At 48.1% G+C, this 16698-nt stretch carries 16 protein-coding genes and 1 pseudogene; 9 read left to right on the top strand and 8 right to left on the bottom strand.

Annotated features, from left to right (window positions below):
* Positions 1-31 precede the first annotated feature (31 nt).
* The 3 genes from AC2D8L_RS08325 to AC2D8L_RS08315 form a co-directional block, all read right to left on the bottom strand.
* Complete coding sequence (locus AC2D8L_RS08325) at positions 32-259, bottom strand: F0F1 ATP synthase subunit C (protein ID WP_484684976.1); 228 nt, start codon at positions 257-259, stop codon at positions 32-34.
* Positions 260-342: 83 nt separating this feature from the next.
* Positions 343-1110: a F0F1 ATP synthase subunit A gene (locus tag AC2D8L_RS08320; protein ID WP_484684975.1), complete on the bottom strand. Its 768-nt coding sequence runs from the start codon at positions 1108-1110 to the stop codon at positions 343-345.
* Between the two features lie 21 nt (positions 1111-1131).
* Entirely contained in the window at positions 1132-1530 is a 399-nt protein-coding gene (locus AC2D8L_RS08315; RefSeq protein WP_484684974.1) for an AtpZ/AtpI family protein, read from the bottom strand.
* A gap of 308 nt (positions 1531-1838) precedes the next feature.
* Between AC2D8L_RS08315 and AC2D8L_RS08310 the strand changes: the two genes are divergently transcribed.
* Both AC2D8L_RS08310 and AC2D8L_RS08305 read left to right on the top strand, forming a co-directional pair.
* Positions 1839-2432 carry a TetR/AcrR family transcriptional regulator gene (locus tag AC2D8L_RS08310; protein ID WP_484684973.1) on the top strand — a complete coding sequence of 198 codons (594 nt, stop codon included), beginning with the start codon at positions 1839-1841 and terminating at the stop codon, positions 2430-2432.
* Between the two features lie 390 nt (positions 2433-2822).
* A complete protein-coding gene (locus AC2D8L_RS08305) occupies positions 2823-3053 on the top strand; it encodes a hypothetical protein (RefSeq protein ID WP_484684972.1) in 231 nt (76 codons plus the stop codon).
* A 487-nt stretch (positions 3054-3540) separates the two neighbouring features.
* Here AC2D8L_RS08305 and AC2D8L_RS08300 read toward each other — a convergent pair whose 3' ends face one another.
* Both AC2D8L_RS08300 and AC2D8L_RS08295 read right to left on the bottom strand, forming a co-directional pair.
* Complete coding sequence (locus AC2D8L_RS08300; protein ID WP_484684971.1) at positions 3541-4854, bottom strand: glutamine synthetase family protein; 1314 nt, start codon at positions 4852-4854, stop codon at positions 3541-3543.
* On the bottom strand, positions 4847-5698 hold the full coding sequence (locus AC2D8L_RS08295; RefSeq protein ID WP_484684970.1) for a MurR/RpiR family transcriptional regulator: 852 nt from the start codon (positions 5696-5698) through the stop codon (positions 4847-4849). Before AC2D8L_RS08295 ends, AC2D8L_RS08300 begins: the two co-directional genes overlap by 8 nt.
* A gap of 121 nt (positions 5699-5819) precedes the next feature.
* Between AC2D8L_RS08295 and AC2D8L_RS08290 the strand changes: the two genes are divergently transcribed.
* The 7 genes and pseudogenes from AC2D8L_RS08290 to AC2D8L_RS08260 all read left to right on the top strand — a co-directional run bounded on the left by AC2D8L_RS08290 (position 5820) and on the right by AC2D8L_RS08260 (position 13050).
* Positions 5820-7598 (top strand): branched-chain amino acid ABC transporter ATP-binding protein/permease, encoded by a 1779-nt coding sequence (locus AC2D8L_RS08290; RefSeq protein ID WP_484684969.1) that lies wholly within the window; start codon positions 5820-5822, stop codon positions 7596-7598.
* Positions 7599-7627: 29 nt separating this feature from the next.
* A complete protein-coding gene (locus AC2D8L_RS08285) occupies positions 7628-8785 on the top strand; it encodes an ABC transporter substrate-binding protein (RefSeq protein ID WP_484684968.1) in 1158 nt (385 codons plus the stop codon).
* Positions 8786-8802: 17 nt separating this feature from the next.
* Complete coding sequence (locus AC2D8L_RS08280) at positions 8803-9522, top strand: ABC transporter ATP-binding protein (RefSeq protein WP_484684967.1); 720 nt, start codon at positions 8803-8805, stop codon at positions 9520-9522.
* A gap of 1 nt (position 9523) precedes the next feature.
* Entirely contained in the window at positions 9524-10417 is an 894-nt protein-coding gene (locus AC2D8L_RS08275) for a branched-chain amino acid ABC transporter permease (RefSeq protein ID WP_484684966.1), read from the top strand.
* A 9-nt stretch (positions 10418-10426) separates the two neighbouring features.
* Positions 10427-11200 (top strand): N-formylglutamate amidohydrolase, encoded by a 774-nt coding sequence (locus AC2D8L_RS08270; RefSeq protein WP_484684965.1) that lies wholly within the window; start codon positions 10427-10429, stop codon positions 11198-11200.
* Positions 11197-11835, top strand: coding sequence for a cysteine hydrolase family protein (locus tag AC2D8L_RS08265; RefSeq protein WP_484684964.1), 639 nt, complete (start codon positions 11197-11199; stop codon positions 11833-11835). The genes AC2D8L_RS08270 and AC2D8L_RS08265 overlap by 4 nt, the downstream gene beginning before the upstream one ends.
* A gap of 603 nt (positions 11836-12438) precedes the next feature.
* Positions 12439-13050, top strand: a pseudogene (locus tag AC2D8L_RS08260) (tyrosine-type recombinase/integrase).
* A gap of 396 nt (positions 13051-13446) precedes the next feature.
* On the opposite strand, the gene AC2D8L_RS08255 reads toward AC2D8L_RS08260, so the two are convergent.
* From AC2D8L_RS08255 to AC2D8L_RS08245, 3 genes are read right to left on the bottom strand one after another with little or no spacing between them, the layout of a single operon-like run.
* On the bottom strand, positions 13447-15105 hold the full coding sequence (locus AC2D8L_RS08255; RefSeq protein ID WP_484684963.1) for a Na/Pi cotransporter family protein: 1659 nt from the start codon (positions 15103-15105) through the stop codon (positions 13447-13449).
* On the bottom strand, positions 15102-15869 hold the full coding sequence (locus tag AC2D8L_RS08250; protein ID WP_484684962.1) for an inositol monophosphatase family protein: 768 nt from the start codon (positions 15867-15869) through the stop codon (positions 15102-15104). The genes AC2D8L_RS08255 and AC2D8L_RS08250 overlap by 4 nt, the downstream gene beginning before the upstream one ends.
* Entirely contained in the window at positions 15866-16624 is a 759-nt protein-coding gene (locus AC2D8L_RS08245; RefSeq protein WP_484684961.1) for a glycerophosphodiester phosphodiesterase, read from the bottom strand. The genes AC2D8L_RS08250 and AC2D8L_RS08245 overlap by 4 nt, the downstream gene beginning before the upstream one ends.
* Positions 16625-16698: the final 74 nt, after the last annotated feature.

Genomic DNA, 16698 nt, shown 5'->3' with positions numbered 1-16698 from the left:
ATGTGGGCTGCCTGAAATTGTACCGTTAGAATTAAACGGCGAACAATAACAATAGGGCAACCAAGAATGAGAAAATTCCCAAAGCTTCTGTTACCGCAAAACCAAAGATCAAGTTACCGAACTGGCTTTGTGCTGCTGATGGGTTGCGCAATGCACCTGACAAGAAGTTGCCAAAGATGTTGCCCACGCCCATTGCTGCTCCAGCCATGCCCACACAGGCGATACCGGCACCGATAAACTTCGCTGCTTCTGCTTCCATTGTAAAATCCTTTCAAAGCTCAAAATGCGATGTTCTAATTTGTCATCGAACCGGCATGGTCGATAACGCGTTCTTTAACTCAACTAGTGCGATGGATGTATCGCATCGTTGAGATACATGGAGGTCAAAACCGCAAACACATAGGCTTGCAAAGCCGAGACCAAAAACTCAAGCGCTGTCAGCGCAACTGTCATTGAGAAGGGTAGGATGGCGCCAAGCCAACCCACAAATCCAAATGATGACAATGTAACGATAAAGCCGGCAAACACTTTCAATGTGATGTGGCCAGCAAGCATGTTCGCAAACAAACGAACAGAAAGACTGATCGGACGAGACAGGAATGAAACGATTTCAATCGGAATAACGATTGGCAATACGTAACCCGGTACTCCTGCAGGAACGAAAAGTTTTAGAAATCCAAGACCGTTTTTCATAAACCCATAAACAAGCACAACGGTGATCACCAACATTGCCAGCGCAAATGTAACGATGATGTGGCTTGTTACGGTGAAGAAGAACGGCACCATGCCGAATAGGTTCGCAACAAGAATAAACATGAACAAAGAGAACACGAATGGGAAGAACTTCATCCCTTCGGTACCCGCTGCTGTGCGCACCATATTGGCAACAAATTCGTAGAGCATTTCAGAAAGCAGTTGCAATCGGCCTGGAACCAAACCACGACCCCGGGTTGAAAGGATCAAAAATGCAGAAATCGTCAACACAGTAACGACCATAAACAAGGCCGAGTTTGTGAAGGCAATTTGTAGACCGCCAGAAGCTTCCTCACCGGTACCACCAATGGAGAAAATATCGTTGATCTGAAACTGATGAATTGGATCGTTTGCCACGCTCCAGCCCCTTATTGCTCGCTAACCTTCGTCGTCTTCGACTTCCGGCCCTAAATCCATATCCGGTGTAATTGTAACCGCCGAGTTCATGTCTGCTGCGCTACGCACGACAGTTAAAACACCGGCGGCAAATCCCACCAACACCATTACCAACATGATCCAAGGCGCTGTGCCAAAAATCCCATCAGCAAAATACCCAATGCCCGTTCCCACGAAGATTGCTGCGATAAACTCGGTGCCCAATCGCACCGCTCGCGCATGCCCAGTAAGGTGAGCCTCCGACGCTTTCTTTTGTTGAATTAGTCCCGCATCTTTTCTCGCCGACTTGATTTTCTCGGCCAAAACACGTGTTTCATCAACTTGAGACGCAATCGGATCAGATGATTTGCCCGTTTTTGTTGTATTTTTAGAACTTGGCATTGACCAAAACTCCCAAAAATTTCGCCAAAAACGAAAGGCAAATGCACCCCTCAAAGTTGGGCGCAACATAGTGTGGCACTCTTATAGTGTCAAGCGCGTCGTGGGATTCGATGATAGCGAAATAAAGCTTTTATTTTCAACAGCTTATGAAGGTCAATGTTGAATTATTACCTCATCGCTCAATCCGTGATTTTGCCAAATTCACGCCAATTGTAGATTCGCATGATTGTCGAACGGGTGGGGGTTCACAAATCGTGCAGTTTTGTACATATATGTAGGAAACTGAAACTGTACCCCTTTGGTGAGATATGGCCCGACCAGCAGCTTTTGATCGCGAGCAAGCAATTGACGACATCATGCATTTGATGTGGCGCGACGGATATGAGCGTTCGTCGGTTAAGGCCCTGTGCGAAAAATTGGAAATCACCCGCTCCAGTTTTTACAATGCATTTGGCACCCGCGAAAAACTGTTTGAAGAAGTGCTGGCTCACTATTCAAAACAATCCCCCGACTATGCCTTTAAGCTCGCGACCCCGCCAATCGATGTCCGCTTACTTTTTACGCTGGTGTTTAAGGAATTGTGCGCCGAACGCGCCGCCGATCCAGAAGGGCGGGGTTGCCTAATGACAAATTCAGTTGCAGAACTTTCCAATGCCAACGAAAAAATGTCGCCGATACTGTCCATGATCATGGCCGAGCAGGTCGAGCGAATTGAAACCATATTAGAGTGGGGCATTGCCTCAAAAGAACTGTCTCGTAATCTTCACAAACATGGCACAGCGCTGGCGCTTAAAACCCTGCTCGTCGGTATCAATGTCACCTCCAAAACCACACGCGACGAAGCGGAGCTTTGGCTGATGGCCAAAACTACACTGGCTGCGCTCGATATGTATGAAGAGTAACCGAGTTACAGGTTGGTCCTATGCGATGGAACAAGCTGGTTGCCATTCTGCCCGCACCACGCCATACCCGCCTCATGGTGAGCCTGTCGAACCAAGGGCGGCAGGAATAGCATTTGCCAACCCACTACCCAATAAATGCAAATCACTTTATGATTGAAGCCAAGGTCAGCAATACCTGACCCCGAGGCGTAGTAACCCCTCTGAAGGCGGCTGATATCAGCCGAAATGATGTCTCTCCAATCTTAGGGTCGGGGAGGCAATGGCGCATGTTCAGGGCCTTAGGGCCTAAAGGTCATTGCGGTCGTCCTTCGGCGGCTTACTAACTCCCCGGCTACCAGAGCTTTTTACGCTTTGGTGGCCGTTTCTTTATAATTTTAGAGGAGTTGCCAAATGGAACCGACATTTTTCAATCAAATACTAAACATAACCTCAGCCGAAGACTTTGCATTGGTGCTTGCCATCATTGTTACTTTCGCCATCGCACTGATCCCAGCCATCATCACCCTGACCGCTGCACGTAACCGCTCGACCAAATTTATGAAGCCAACAGGCACGGAAACAGATCTGCTGTATACAGTCTATCGAGATAGAGACGGGGAAGTGAAAGTGTGGCGGCATTGAAACGCGGACACTTCAGGGGCGATTTTCAAAGTATTCAAGTGCTGATCTAACGGACAAACGCTCTTTCATTTGCGTTTGTGCGCGTCCTCGCAACTCACTGCCTCGTCACCCTCGGGCTCGACCCGAGGGTCTATTGAAGGTCGGCTATGCGGACAAAGTAACCAAACTATCTATTCATCTAAACGATCGCTTTGGCCGGGAAGCCGACATTCGCAGGGTTAAAGTTGGGCTCCCAAAAGCAGACCTTCCGTTTATCCCGTTTTCAATGAATTGCCAATATCCGTCGTGCGGACACATATCCTGCGACAAAACCCGTGATGGTTGCAAACATGAGGAGTGCAATGTCCGAGACAATTGAAAGAGGACATCTTGCATCAAGAACAAGTATCGAATTCAAGATTGCTGTTGTTATCCAGATAAATCCGACTTAAGCCAATCTTACTATGCTGCCATCATCAAGGCTCAAATGAGCCATTTTGAATTTCAATCAGTAGACTTGACGATATTGGTTGCATTTATCGATGTCTGTCATCTCGGCCACATGTTCTATTTCGGCCCGTTTGTGTGCCGTATAAACATCACAAAACTGCGGCCCAAACCAAGACCGTACGGTTTGATTTTCTTCAAGGCGTTTGATTGCCTCACTTAGCGATTGGGGCAACCGAATGATTCCCCGGTCGCTCAGGCTACGCTCGTCGAGCAGCGACAAGTCTTCTTGCGTCACTTCCGGTATCGGTAATTTATCTTCAATACCCTGCGCACCAGCGTGCACCAATGCTGCCAAAACCAAATAGGGAGATGCGGCGGCGTCAGTGGCACGAAACTCGAAATTATATTGTTTGGCGCGTTTGGTGTCGTCGGTCGCTGTTACTGGGCAGATGCGGATAGCAGCTTCGCGGTCGTGATAACCAAGATTGTTGTAGGCTGCACTCCAACGATGAGGAGTTAGCCGTAAATAAGAAATATCGCTAGGGGCCGTAATTGCTAAAATACTGTCCAGATATTTTAGGATACCAGCGATAAATGAACCCGTGTTGCCACCCATGCCGAAAGGGTGCTTGGCATCAAAAGTCGCTGGTTCGTCATTTTTATCTAAGAAGCTAATGTGAACATGAACACCATTTCCAACGCCGGATGGATCAGAAATTGGGACAAAGCTTGCATTATGTCCTTGTGATGCGGCAACGCGCTTCGTCAGCTCACGAAGCAACACCGCCCAATCTGCTGACTTGGTGCCAATAGCTGGTGCATTTGTTATCTCGAATTGTCGCGCACCATATTCCTTCAGAAAGGTATCTGGCGTGATGCCAGCGGTTTCCAGTGCTGCGACAAGCATTTCGCCAAATGTGCGATATTTGGCGAATGCCGCATAACCAAATGCTTCACCAGGTTGCACATCGATGTCGGTCAACTGAAATTCATGTTCAAATGCCGCATTCACTTTCAGCCCGCTCAAACGTTCCAGCCGGTCCAATGCATTTTTAAGGATGCTGCGTGGGCAAAGTGGCCAATTTGCACCGTCTAACTCGCAAATGTTGCCTAAAACCAAACGGTCGGCAGGCGATTTCTCGTCTAGTCGTACATTGATCTCGGTTGTTTCGTCTGGGATGATGACCAGATCACCAAGTGAACCAAAGGGAGATGGAGCAATTGTGTCAAAACACGTGATTAGACTGTTAGTCGGCACCCACCCTATCCCGCTTTTCATGCGTTTTTTATGCTCAGACAATGGAAAGGCCTTGCCCCGTACTTGACCTGCCAGGTCACATGTCGCGGCAAACACCAAGGGGCTATTAATCATCATGACGTCCTTCAAAATTAATTCGAGCTGAGTCCCAAGCCTCAATGCGTTTGCGAGTTTGCTCCCAATTCGTGTCGGTAACTCGCGCAACAATTGCTTCAACTAACGTGAGGGCGGCAGCGTAACTATCCCAAATTGTGCCGCTATCAATTGGCACGGGCAGCACTTCCGCCGCGTATTTTGAAATAGGTGACATCCATTTGTCTGTAATTAGGACGATCTTCGCACCATGTTTATCTTCTGCAAGCTGAGTAAGGTCCTGCAGCGATTTTTGGTATCGGCGGAAATCGATCGTCACCAAGATGTCCCTTGGGCGCATACGCAACAGATATTCTGGCCAAACTTCAGGGTCTGAGGGTAGATGGAATACGTTTGCTCTATGTTGTCTTAAATGGCGCGATAAGTACTGCACAATTGGGTCACTCATCCGCCCACCAATCAGATAAAGGCCTCGTTTATCATCTGACAGCATGGCACAAACCCGCTCAAATTGGCTGGATGAAACCATATCGCCGGTTTGGCGCAAAAGTTTCTCGGCGCGCTGAAAAAAGCCAACGAGATAATCACCTTCAACTTCACGGCGTGTTTGGTGCAGGTCGACGGGAGACTTTTGTCCTTCTTTCAGCTCTGCGATGAGTTGCTGTTGGAAGTCTTGAAATCCGGCATATCCAAGTTTGGAAACAAATCTTGAAATCGTCGGTGCTGAAACATTAGTTTTTTCGGCGAGGACTTGAATCGGAGCCAAGCCGGCAAAGGGATAATCCGCCAAAATGGCGGCGTGTAGTTTGCGCTCATTGGCAGTGAATTCGCCAGACTTTTCCGCAATTTGAACGCGTACCGTCATAATTTCCTCCGTCATCTTGTATTACTTCAAATGAAAATAAGTCGTCAACAAGTATTTTTTTGTTGACTTTGAAAAATATTTATCAAATCCTAATTGCAATAAATCTTGTGGGGGAGAGTAGATGATCACAGCACCAACGCGCCATATCCTTTTTGCAATTGGAGCGATCATTTTATTGATTTGCGCAATAGCGATCTTGGCGCTTGCTGGTGGCAGTGCGATTGAACGTACGATCATCGTGTTTTTGGTGTCATTGATCGCCGTCGCAGGAATGGGCGTGTATAGCGGCAATAGTGGCATACTGAGCTTCGGTCATGTCGGCTTTATGGGCATCGGCGCTTATTGCGCGGCTCTTTTGACTTTACCAGTTCCGCTAAAATTGGCGACCTTGCCGAATTTGCCTGGCTGGTTGGCCAGTACACAACTGGATTTTGTGTCTGCAACGATTGTGGCGCTCATTTTTGTTGGCGTTGTTGCAGCCGTAATAGGACTAGCAATTGGCAGGTTGGAGGGTTCTGCGGCGACCATCGCGACCCTTGGATTGTTGATCATAATTCATGGTGTAACGATTGGGTGGCGTGATGTAACGCGCGGTGCTCAAACTTTTTTCGGTGTGCCAAGGGAAACGAGCATTTTGGTTGCTGCTGTGGCGTGTGTTTTGGCGCTAATCGCGGCCAGGCTCTATCGGGATTCAATTTCTGGTTTGCGCCTGAGGGCGGGCCGCGATAATGCGATTGCCGCCAATGCAATTGGCATCAATATTCAAAAAGAACGTTTCGTGTCGTTTATATTAAGCGCCATGCTGATGGCACTCGCGGGATCATTATTGGCCCACTTCTTGGGTGCATTTAGTCCAAAGAAATTCTATTTCACAGATACATTTTTTCTGCTGTCGATGTTGATCGTTGGTGGAATGACAACGGTTACCGGCGCGGTGACGGGCGCAGTTTTGATTACGTTCATAACAGAGCTTTTACGTAGATTTGAAGGTGGGTTCTCGCTTGTCGGAATTGAAGTCCCAGCAGTGTTTGGTACGACGCAGATCGGCATCGGCTTAATCATTCTCTTCGCCATGTTCAAAAAAGCGGATGGTTTGGCCGGCTTGAAGGAATGGGAAGAACGCATATTCAAGCGAAAGATCGATGTGCCTGAAGCCGCTAACTCCATGATAGAAACGGATGTTCAACCTGAGCTCGTTGCTGAAAATCTTGTCATGCAATTTGGCGGTTTAGTTGCCGTGAACGATGTTTCCTTGGCCCTGAAATCAGGTGAGATATTTGGGTTAATTGGTCCAAATGGCTCGGGCAAAACCACTGCCATGAACGTCCTGTCTTGCGTGCTGAAGCCTACGTTGGGTCGGGTCGTCCTAAACGGCCAAGATCTTGTCGGACGCAAATCTAGCGAAATGGCAAATCTAGGTATTGCACGAACTTTTCAAAATATCCGTTTGTTCCAAGACTTGACCGTTTATCAAAATGTATATGTCGCCGCTTTGTCGACAAATGGCGGGCACGATGCAGATGGTCGAGCCTATCGTGCTCTTGAGCGGTTGGGCATCTTGAACCTGACCAATGATGATTCCGGTACATTATCATATGGCGATCAGCGTCGTGTTGAAATCGCGCGCGCTTTGGCATGTAAGCCATCCCTTTTGTTTTTGGATGAACCGGCGGCGGGCATGAACCGAGAAGAAACAGACGATCTAATGGAGACATTGCGCAATCTCTGCGCAGATTTAGGCATCGGTATTTTGCTGGTCGACCATGACTTGAAATTAATCAACCAACTTTGCGATCGCGTCGCGGTCTTAAACGAAGGCAGAAAGATTGCTGAGGGGACACCTGAAGAAGTCCGAAAAAACCCGGCTGTCATTGATGCCTATTTGGGGCGCTCTGCATAGGTGCACCCCTTTTTAAAAGGAGAGAAGAGATGAACAAAATAATTGCGGTGAGTGCTGCGTTGGCAGTAGCTCTAACCGGCAGTGGTTTTGCACAAACGCTAAAGATTGGTGTTGCAACTGCACAAACCGGCGGCTTGGCGCCATATGATGGCCCGGTGATTGAAGGGTTAATGTTGGGTGTCGACGAGATAAACGCTGCCGGCGGTATTGGCGGCACACTAAAAATTGAGCTCATCCAAAAAGATGTACGTTCTGATGCGGCGCAAACTGCCATTGCCGCACAGGAATTGGTCGACGAGGGCGTAAAAGTTCTAATTTTGCCTTGTGATGCTGATCCGGCGCTTGCTGCCATTTCTGTCGTGACTGACGCACAGGTTCCAGCAATTTCAACCTGCGCGTCTTCACCCACCTTGCCATTAATTGGCGGCGATTACATGTTTGCAAACTTTCCGGGCGACAACGTTCAAGCAACCGTTTCAGCGCAATGGGCATATGATCAGGGCTTAAAAACGGCCTATGTCGTTTATTCACCTGACTCGCAATATACTTCGATGCCACTTTACTTTGCTGACGTAATGGAAGCACTGGGCGGTGAAGTTGTTGGCCAAGATACATACACGATTGGTCAACAAGATTTCTCTGCGATATCAACGCGCATTGCCAACATGGACCCACAGCCAGATGTAGTGATGACTTCTGCTTATGAACCAGATTTCCCATCATTCATCAAAGCTTTACGCGCTGCTGGTGTGACAAGCCAAGTTATCGGATCAGACGGTATCGATAGTCCAACAACATTTGCTATTGGTAGTGCCGCTGATCAGTTGGTGTTCACGACGGCCGGTCACCCAATTGCAAATAGCCCAATGGCAGAATTCAATACCAAATACGAAGCAGCATTTGGGCAGGAATCACAAACAGTGTTCAATGCAATTGGCTACGACCTTGTTAAAGTGATTGAAGCAGCAAGTTTGGCAGCAGGTCCAGATGCGGATGCACAAGCCTTACGCGACGCAATTGCAAACCTCAAAGATGTGCAAGGGGCCACCAGCTTGATCACCTACATGGGCACAAATGGGATGCCCGTGCGTGAGGTGACTTTGATCGGCGTAATCGGCGGTGAACGCAAGCTTATTGGTCAACCTTCACCAAATCCAGCCATTATCCCAGCACCTCGGATGCAGTAAGGCGAGGAGAAACCGAAATGAGTCAACCGCTTTTACAGGTCCGTTCGCTTGATGTGCGCTATGGTGCAGTGCAAGCGGTTGACGGGATAAACTTTGATGTTGAGCAGGGCGAAGTTGTGGCCCTGCTTGGCGCCAATGGCGCAGGCAAATCATCGACACTAAATTCGTTGGTGGGCTTGGTGCCAACCCATGGTGGGTCGGTTCAATTTGACGGAAAGAATATCACAAATATTCGTCCTGAAATGTTGTCGGGACTAGGTATGACACTTTCTCCGGAGGGCCGGCGCGTTTTTGGCACTTTAAGTGTTACAGAAAACTTGCAAATGGGGGCCTTTGGACTTTCAGATCCTGATGAGATTTCGACAGCTTGGGATCGTGTTTATTCGCTTTTCCCAATTTTAGCCGAGCGCAAAACCCAGTATGCAGGCACTTTATCAGGTGGCCAGCAGCAAATGTTGGCAGTTGGCCGTGCGCTGATGAGCAACCCAAAGATGCTACTACTGGACGAACCCTCGCTCGGCTTAGCGCCAAAAATAATTGAACAGATTTTTGAACTTATCAAAACGCTCAATGATCAAGGTGTAACGATTTTGGTCGTGGAACAAAATGTATCCATGGCACTGGAAGTTGCGAACCGCGCATATGTTTTGGTCAATGGAAAAGTTGCCGCGTCGGGACCTGCTAAGGAACTGGCCAGCAGCTCAGATTTACAAAATGCCTATTTAGGGGGCGCGTAAGATGGATTTATTTTTGCAACAAACCGTCAATGCATTTGCACTGGGTGGTACTTACGCATTGCTGGCATTGGGATTAGCAGTTGTGTTTTCGATCATGGGGCTGATTAATTTTGCCCATGGCGAACTCATGACCATCGCTGGATATACATTGATGTATTGTGGATTGGCGGGCATTTCTTTCGTGTTTGCAGTGCCGCTGGCATTGTTGGCATCCATGCTGGCGGCTGTGCTGATGGAACGTGTTGCATTTCGCCCAGTACGCAACAGTTCCGGGGCCACGATGTTGGTGACCAGCTTTGCTGTTGCGATGATTTTGCAAGTCTTGTTTCAAAACCTCATTTCTGTGCGATCGCAGCCAGTTAATATTCCCGAGACAATTTCGGGCAGTATTCAGTTTGGCGGTATGGTTATTGGCACTAACAAGCTTTTAGCGATAGCATCAACTATTGTGATGTTGGTACTTTTGGACCGCTTTTTATCCAAACAAAAGTATGGCATCGCGATGCGTGCCGCTGCGGAGGATTTTGCTGTCGCCCGCTTAATGGGCATTCGTGCGAATACGGTAATTGCTGGCGCATTTGCGATTTCCGGCTTGCTGGCCGGTGTCGCCGCCATTTTATGGGTTAGCCAACGTGCCTCTGTGGATCCATTAATGGGGTTTACGCCGGTACTTAAGGCGTTTATCGCTGCTATTTTGGGTGGCTTGGGTAGCCTGCGTGGCGCTGTTGCCGGCGGATTTTTGCTTGGATTTATTGAGATCTATCTGGCTGCATTTTTGCCCGCAGAATTGCAAGAGTTTCGGGACCCAATCGGATTGGGTATTGTGGTGTTTGTCTTGCTGATACGCCCAAACGGCCTACTGCCTGCCGCGACCCTAAATGCGGAAAAAGTTTAGGAGTGCGCTATGCAGCAATACCAAAGCTCGCGACGTCTTCTTGCTGATGCCGATCCAAGCCCTATTGAGAAATTCAATGTTAATGGCAATGCTAAGGTATTGTTGGTCTGTGAACACGCCGGCCAACAAATTCCACAAAGCCTTGATGGTCTTGGCTTAGCCAAAGTTGATTTGGACAAGCATATCGGTTGGGATATTGGCGCTGCTGGCGTAACAAAAATACTTGCAAGCAAGCTGGATGCAACCGCAATTTTGCAGCGATACTCTCGCTTGGTGATTGATTGCAATCGCCCCACGGAAGCACCCGACTCTATGCCAGCAGTCGCAGACAATATTGTGGTTCCTGGAAATCAAAACTTGTCGCGGCATGAAGAAGAGCTGCGCGCCCAAGAAATCTTTTGGCCGTTCCACGAAGCTGTTGAACAGGCCATTGCCTCTGGACGATATGATCTCGTTCTATCAATTCACAGTTTTAACCCAATATTGGGAGACGTGCCGAGGCCCTGGCAGTTGGCCTTTTTGTTCCGAGGCGATACTGAAACACCTCGGAAACTGGCAGAAATTTTCAGTTTGAGACAACCAAATATCTTGCTTGGTATGAATGAGCCATATCAAATCGATGACGAGAGTGACTGGTTTGTGCCCAAACATGGAGAGCTCAATAATATTTCACATTCTTTGATCGAAATTCGCAATGATCAAATCATCGATGAAGAAGGACAATTGTTCTGGGCTGATCAATTAGCCCTTTCTGTTGCAACGTATTTGGAAGACCTGAAATGAACACATTATCTCGAGATATCCCACTCCAACCTGAGCAGTCGGGACTATTGTTTGTGGATGTACAAAACTTTGCGGCCAAACGTGAGGGCGGTGAATTTAAGGACCTGAACGACGTCGAGTTCCAACAGAAGTATGGTTGGTTTTTCCAACAAATGGATGCACATGTGGTGTCAAACATGCAAAAGCTCCAGGCTGCTTTTCGTCGAAAGAAAATGGAGGTCCTATACACAACGATTGAAAGTTTGACGCTTGATGGTCGAGACCGTTCGCTGGATTACAAGATCACTGGGTTTAATGTGCCCAAAGGCTCATGGGACGGGAAGGTGATCGATGAACTAGCGCCAATTGACAACGAAATTTTACTTCCAAAGTCATCTTCATCTGTTTTCATTTCCACTCATATTGATTATGTGCTGCGCAACCTTGGCGTAAAACAACTGGTCATATCTGGCATTATTACCGATCAGTGCGTTGAAAGTGCTATTCGTGATGCTTGTGATCTTGGATACCTAGTTACGCAGGTCACCGATGCATGTGCGACCTACACGCCTGAACGACATGAGAACTCCGTGAATACGATCAGCGGGTACTGCCGACAAGTAACAACCAAAGAATTGTTGAATGAGCTGGCATAGTTTGTGGTCTTTGGAGGGTGAATTTCAAGTTTGAACGAGATTGCTGAAGTACGCTCGAACTGGGAGCTCTTCAACTCAAATTAGCCATACCAAGATCGACTGCACAGCTCGAAACCTGGATTTTGGTTTCGAAAGTGCAAAATCGAATTCCGAAAGCACATAATTCTAACTACCGTAGCGTCGACCAATACCGCAGTCGACCCGACGCACTCATATTTGATCATACTTTCCAACGCACCTTAGGTGTAACATATGAATGCAAGAGACGTTCTCGAACGCCACTTCTAGCCCATAATGCTCATCAAAGAGGTTCGATGTTTTGAACACTTTGTCCGAATTACTGACCTTCCAACATAATTGTTCCGCGCTGAGCCCTGACGTCAGATTGGGGAAAACCCCAGAGAGAATTTTATGATGTATCGAACGGCAGCTATGGGCCGGAATTGAGGCTTTGCGAATGATAATTAAGGTCTTTAATGGGCTCGAAGCCGAATTTGCCATTCTGTGTCGTTGAGTGCTTCAATCACGTGCTGAATGTCTGAGTACTGAGGTTGGAGGGTATGGTCGAAAGGACGAGTTATGTCTGCTTCAATAAACCTTCCAATGATTGTTCCATCAAAGCGAGCCTGGAACTATGGTCGAATAATTGGCCAGAAACGACCATTGCAGCCAAAGCACGTTTGGGCCATTCGCGTTCGGCTAGAGATTGCGAATGCTATACGTGACTTGGCGCTGTTCAATACTGCGATCGATAGCAAGCTGCGAGGGTGCGATCTGGTATGTTTGAAGGTCTCGGACGTTTTCGGTGCAGGCGTAATCAAAGAACGCGTTTCTGTTTTGCAAAGCAAAACGAAGTCGCCGGTTCGGTTTGAGTTGACCGAAGGAACACGAAAATCTCTCTTTGATTGGATAAGTGACCCATTGATGGCGGGGCACCAGTATCTTTGGCCAGGCCGCTTTCATGATCGACCACATATCTCAACCCGCCAATACGCCCGGATGTTAAAGATTTGGGTGAAGTCAATCGGTTTGGAGCCAAGTGCTTACGGCACGCATACTATGCGGCGAACCAAAGTGGCTCAAATCTACAAATAGACGGGCAGCCTCCGAGCCGTTCAACTGCTACTTGGTCACACTAAGATGGATAGTACTGTACGCTATCTAGGCGTTGATCTTGAAGACGCATTGGCGATTTCTGAAAGCGTCGAAATCTAAACAATGATTTGGGGTCGGCCGCTGCTGTGGTCGGCCCCAAGCGGACATTATCCGAAAAATTTGAGCAGCACATTAGTCTCCCTAAAGCGGACATCAGGCGCTGACATAACCTTTCAATCAACGAAAGGCGGCAATGCGGACAAGGCGACCAAACTCAGATTTCGGCCATCTGCGGCAAAGGGCGGAAAGTGGACATCGGTGGCTGTGCATCATCGTAAATATTCGACTGCCGCTAGGAGCGCAACCTAGACATTACAGATGTGGCCTTTGTCAACAGCTGCAGCCAAATTCAGATTCTACTCATCTTTCATATTTCTAGAAATTTTACTCCAACTATGCGCTCACAAAATATATATGAGGTAGAAGCAATGTATATTTGCGCGAACGTCGTTTAGTTCAACGCTCTCCCATGGCGCGCAATCGGGTTTCATTTAGTTCGCCTCTTGCTTCCAACATAGCAAATGCGTAGGAGGCGATTTTATTGTTGGTTGCTTTGAGTTCTTCGGCCAGCTCGACATGCAAATCGCTTGTTAAAAATGACCCTAAATTTCCCTGGGCGAGACGCTTGAAATGACGTCTCCTGCTTCGTTGCTCAAACAGTGAAATTTCCTTTTTGCGCTCAACAATCTGACGTGCGAGGCTTCTTGAGCTGGAGGCAACCATATCAAATGAGATCAAACTGTTGTTCAGCACATTTTGTTGAATTTCCAACAGTTCCGCAATGCCCTCTTTGGAAAGTTCTAGGCCGTTCGCATTAAGTTGAGATGTGATCGAGCGCATGGATGCCGAAAGGGATTGGCCGGCCCTATTAAGCCGCAGGGCATACTCAAATAAATGCCTGTTTTGTCGAAGCTGATTTTTGGCGCTGACCTGTTGTGCGTTGCTCGCATAATAGCTGCGCAGTTGGTTCATGCGGTTTGATAACGCGCCTGCATTTTGTTCGAGGCGCTCCATTACCTTGGCGTCAAAACTTTCAATCAAATGCCCGCTGTCTGCGATAATCCGGCTTACAACCTCAAGCATGGACGCAACATCTCTTCGCAAAACCAGCCGCAAATCAGCCGATGTTGCTCGCTCAGAGAGCGCAGCTCCTGTAAATTCCATATCGCTGGAAGTCGCGTCTTGATTGTGTTGTGGTTTAAGCCGCAAATAGGCGGCGCATATAGAGGCGCTGAATGGCACAAGCACCAGGTTTGCCGCATTGAATAATAGGTGAACCCCAACTAAATGGTTCGCCCTGCCCCAGAAATCAAACAAAATGTCAGAAATCGGAACAGCCAAAAACAGGATAAAGAATATCCCTGCGCTTGTTCCCCGCAACGCCAAATTGATGATCGGCAAATCTCTATCTTGCTGCTTGGCTCCACGTGTTAGCCAAACCGGAATGAGCGCACTGCCAATGTTGCAACCAAATACAAATGATGCAGCGCTTGCCGCGGAGAAATCCCCTTGGATAAACAGAATTCCAGCAAGGAGAATTGATGCCACACTAGAGTGTAAGAGCAATGTTATGGCTGCTCCGGCAAACAAAACCAGCACCTGATCGTTGTCAAGAAACGCCGATATCTCGGAAAGATACGTAAATCCTTTTATCGGTGTGACAGCCTCAGAGATCAGGTTCAACGAGAGCAAAAGCAACGCTACGCCAAGGATTGCGCGTCCAAGGTTTTGACTGGCTGGATTTGATGTTTTCAGATGCAGTGCGCCACCCAATAAAAGCAGAACCGGCAACAATAAAGTAAGGTCGAACGACAAGATCTTGATGACAATGGCTGACCCAAAATCAGCTCCGAGTGCGAGAGCTAAACCTAAAAAAAGCGGCATTGCCCCGGCTGATACAAGGCCAGCGGTCATAAGCACCACGCCCGTTGCACCTTGAAAAAGGATTGCCAACAAAACACCAGACATACAGCTTTGAATTGGTCCACGCTGCTCCAGCGCTGAGTGCATCTTTTGGCCGAAGGATCGCTCAATGCCTATACGCACCTGTTTGACCGCAAACAAAAGCAGCATACTCGCGGCTAGGATGTTCAGTACAAAACCAAACAAGATCATGAATGCAACGCAGCGAAGGGTTTTACCTTTTCGGCAGGCGACGAAATCTCTATCCGCTGATTGCCCGGCGTTCCCTCAATCGTTCCCCGGACATCAAGGCCAGCAGCCTCAGCAAGAGCCCAACCAGCCGCAATATCCCAATAGTTGGTGTAGTCTTCTACATAGCCGTTTACTTTGCCCATAATGGCAAAGAGCTGACCAACTGTTCCGCATCGATATGACACGGTTTGAAAGCCTTGAAATCGCACACGGTTGAGCAAAGATTGCTCTTCTGCCATCGACAACTTGGTGTTCCAGCCGACGGCGACTGTGTTAACACGCGGCTCTATTCGATCGAACACTTGGCCAGAGAGATCATGAACGCCGTAATTTTTGCCGCCAATCAAACCGAGTTTCATGGCAGGTAGGATAATCGCACCTAATATTGGCGTACCGTTACTAACAATACCGATTGAAACGCCCCAAAGGGGGTTGCCATTGATAAAGTTGGATGTGCCATCTATTGGGTCAATGATCCAGCAAGGACGGGCAAGCTTAGAAAACTCATAGTCTTCTATGCCTTCTTCGCCCAACACCATGTCGTCTGGCAGCGCATCATGGATCCGCATTTCTATGTATTTTTGCACGGCTTTATCGGCATCGGAGACCCACTCCCCAGGTGTCTTTGCTTCAACCAGCAGCTCTTGCCGATTTTCAAACCGTGATTCAGCCAACTCCGCGGCGTCTAAGGCGACGTCGCGCAACAATTGCAATCGCGTCGTCATTCGCCAACTCCGGAAGGCGCAATCAAGTCAGAGCGATCAGTCATCACGCCATGCGCGCCAAGCGCAAACATTTGTTCAATCACTTGGGTGTCATTGACTGTCGCAACAGATACATGTGCACCCAAAGCAAGGAGTTCTTCAATTCCCTGTTTTCTTGCAAAGTCGAAGTTCAGGTGAAATCCTCCAACTCCTAGCATATCGACGTATTTTTGGGGTGTGGATGGCACCACCACGCTTGCCAGTACACGGGACACCCAAGGCGCTTCCTTGGCCAGTGCGAGCAAACATGACGCCGAGAAAGAGGACACCATAAGGTCCTTCCTATCTTGCGGCCAAAGTCGATTGATGCAGTCAGCGACAATAATGCCGTGTTCAATGTCCTGCCCTGCAATTGGCTTGATTTCGAGGATAAGGCCGATGTTGCGTCGAACGCAGAGGGCAATTGTTTCTTCAAGGCTTGGAATTCGTTCTGTTTTTTGCTGCTGGTGATGAGTTGCGGCGTTTAGCGCTGTAATTTCTTCGAACTCAAAATCGCAAACGAAACCGCTGCCATTTGTTGTTCTATCAACAGTATCGTCATGCATCATTACCGGTACCAAATCGCGGGTAAGTTGCACGTCAACTTCAATCCATTGGAAACCTACATCAGCAGCTCGGTCGTAGGCGACACATGTGTTTTCTGGCGCATCAATTGAAGCACCTCGATGGGCAATTAGAGTATTGCTGGAAAAATGGAATGAATTTGGGAGAGTCATAAATTGTCTTTCGCTGTAAATGGTTGGGAGAGGCCTTCCCCTCCCAACCAATTTCGACAACCAAGGGAGTGTGT

Source organism: Maritalea sp. YIW29 (assembly GCF_057219265.1).
This window is presented reverse-complemented; position numbering and strand designations above follow the sequence as displayed.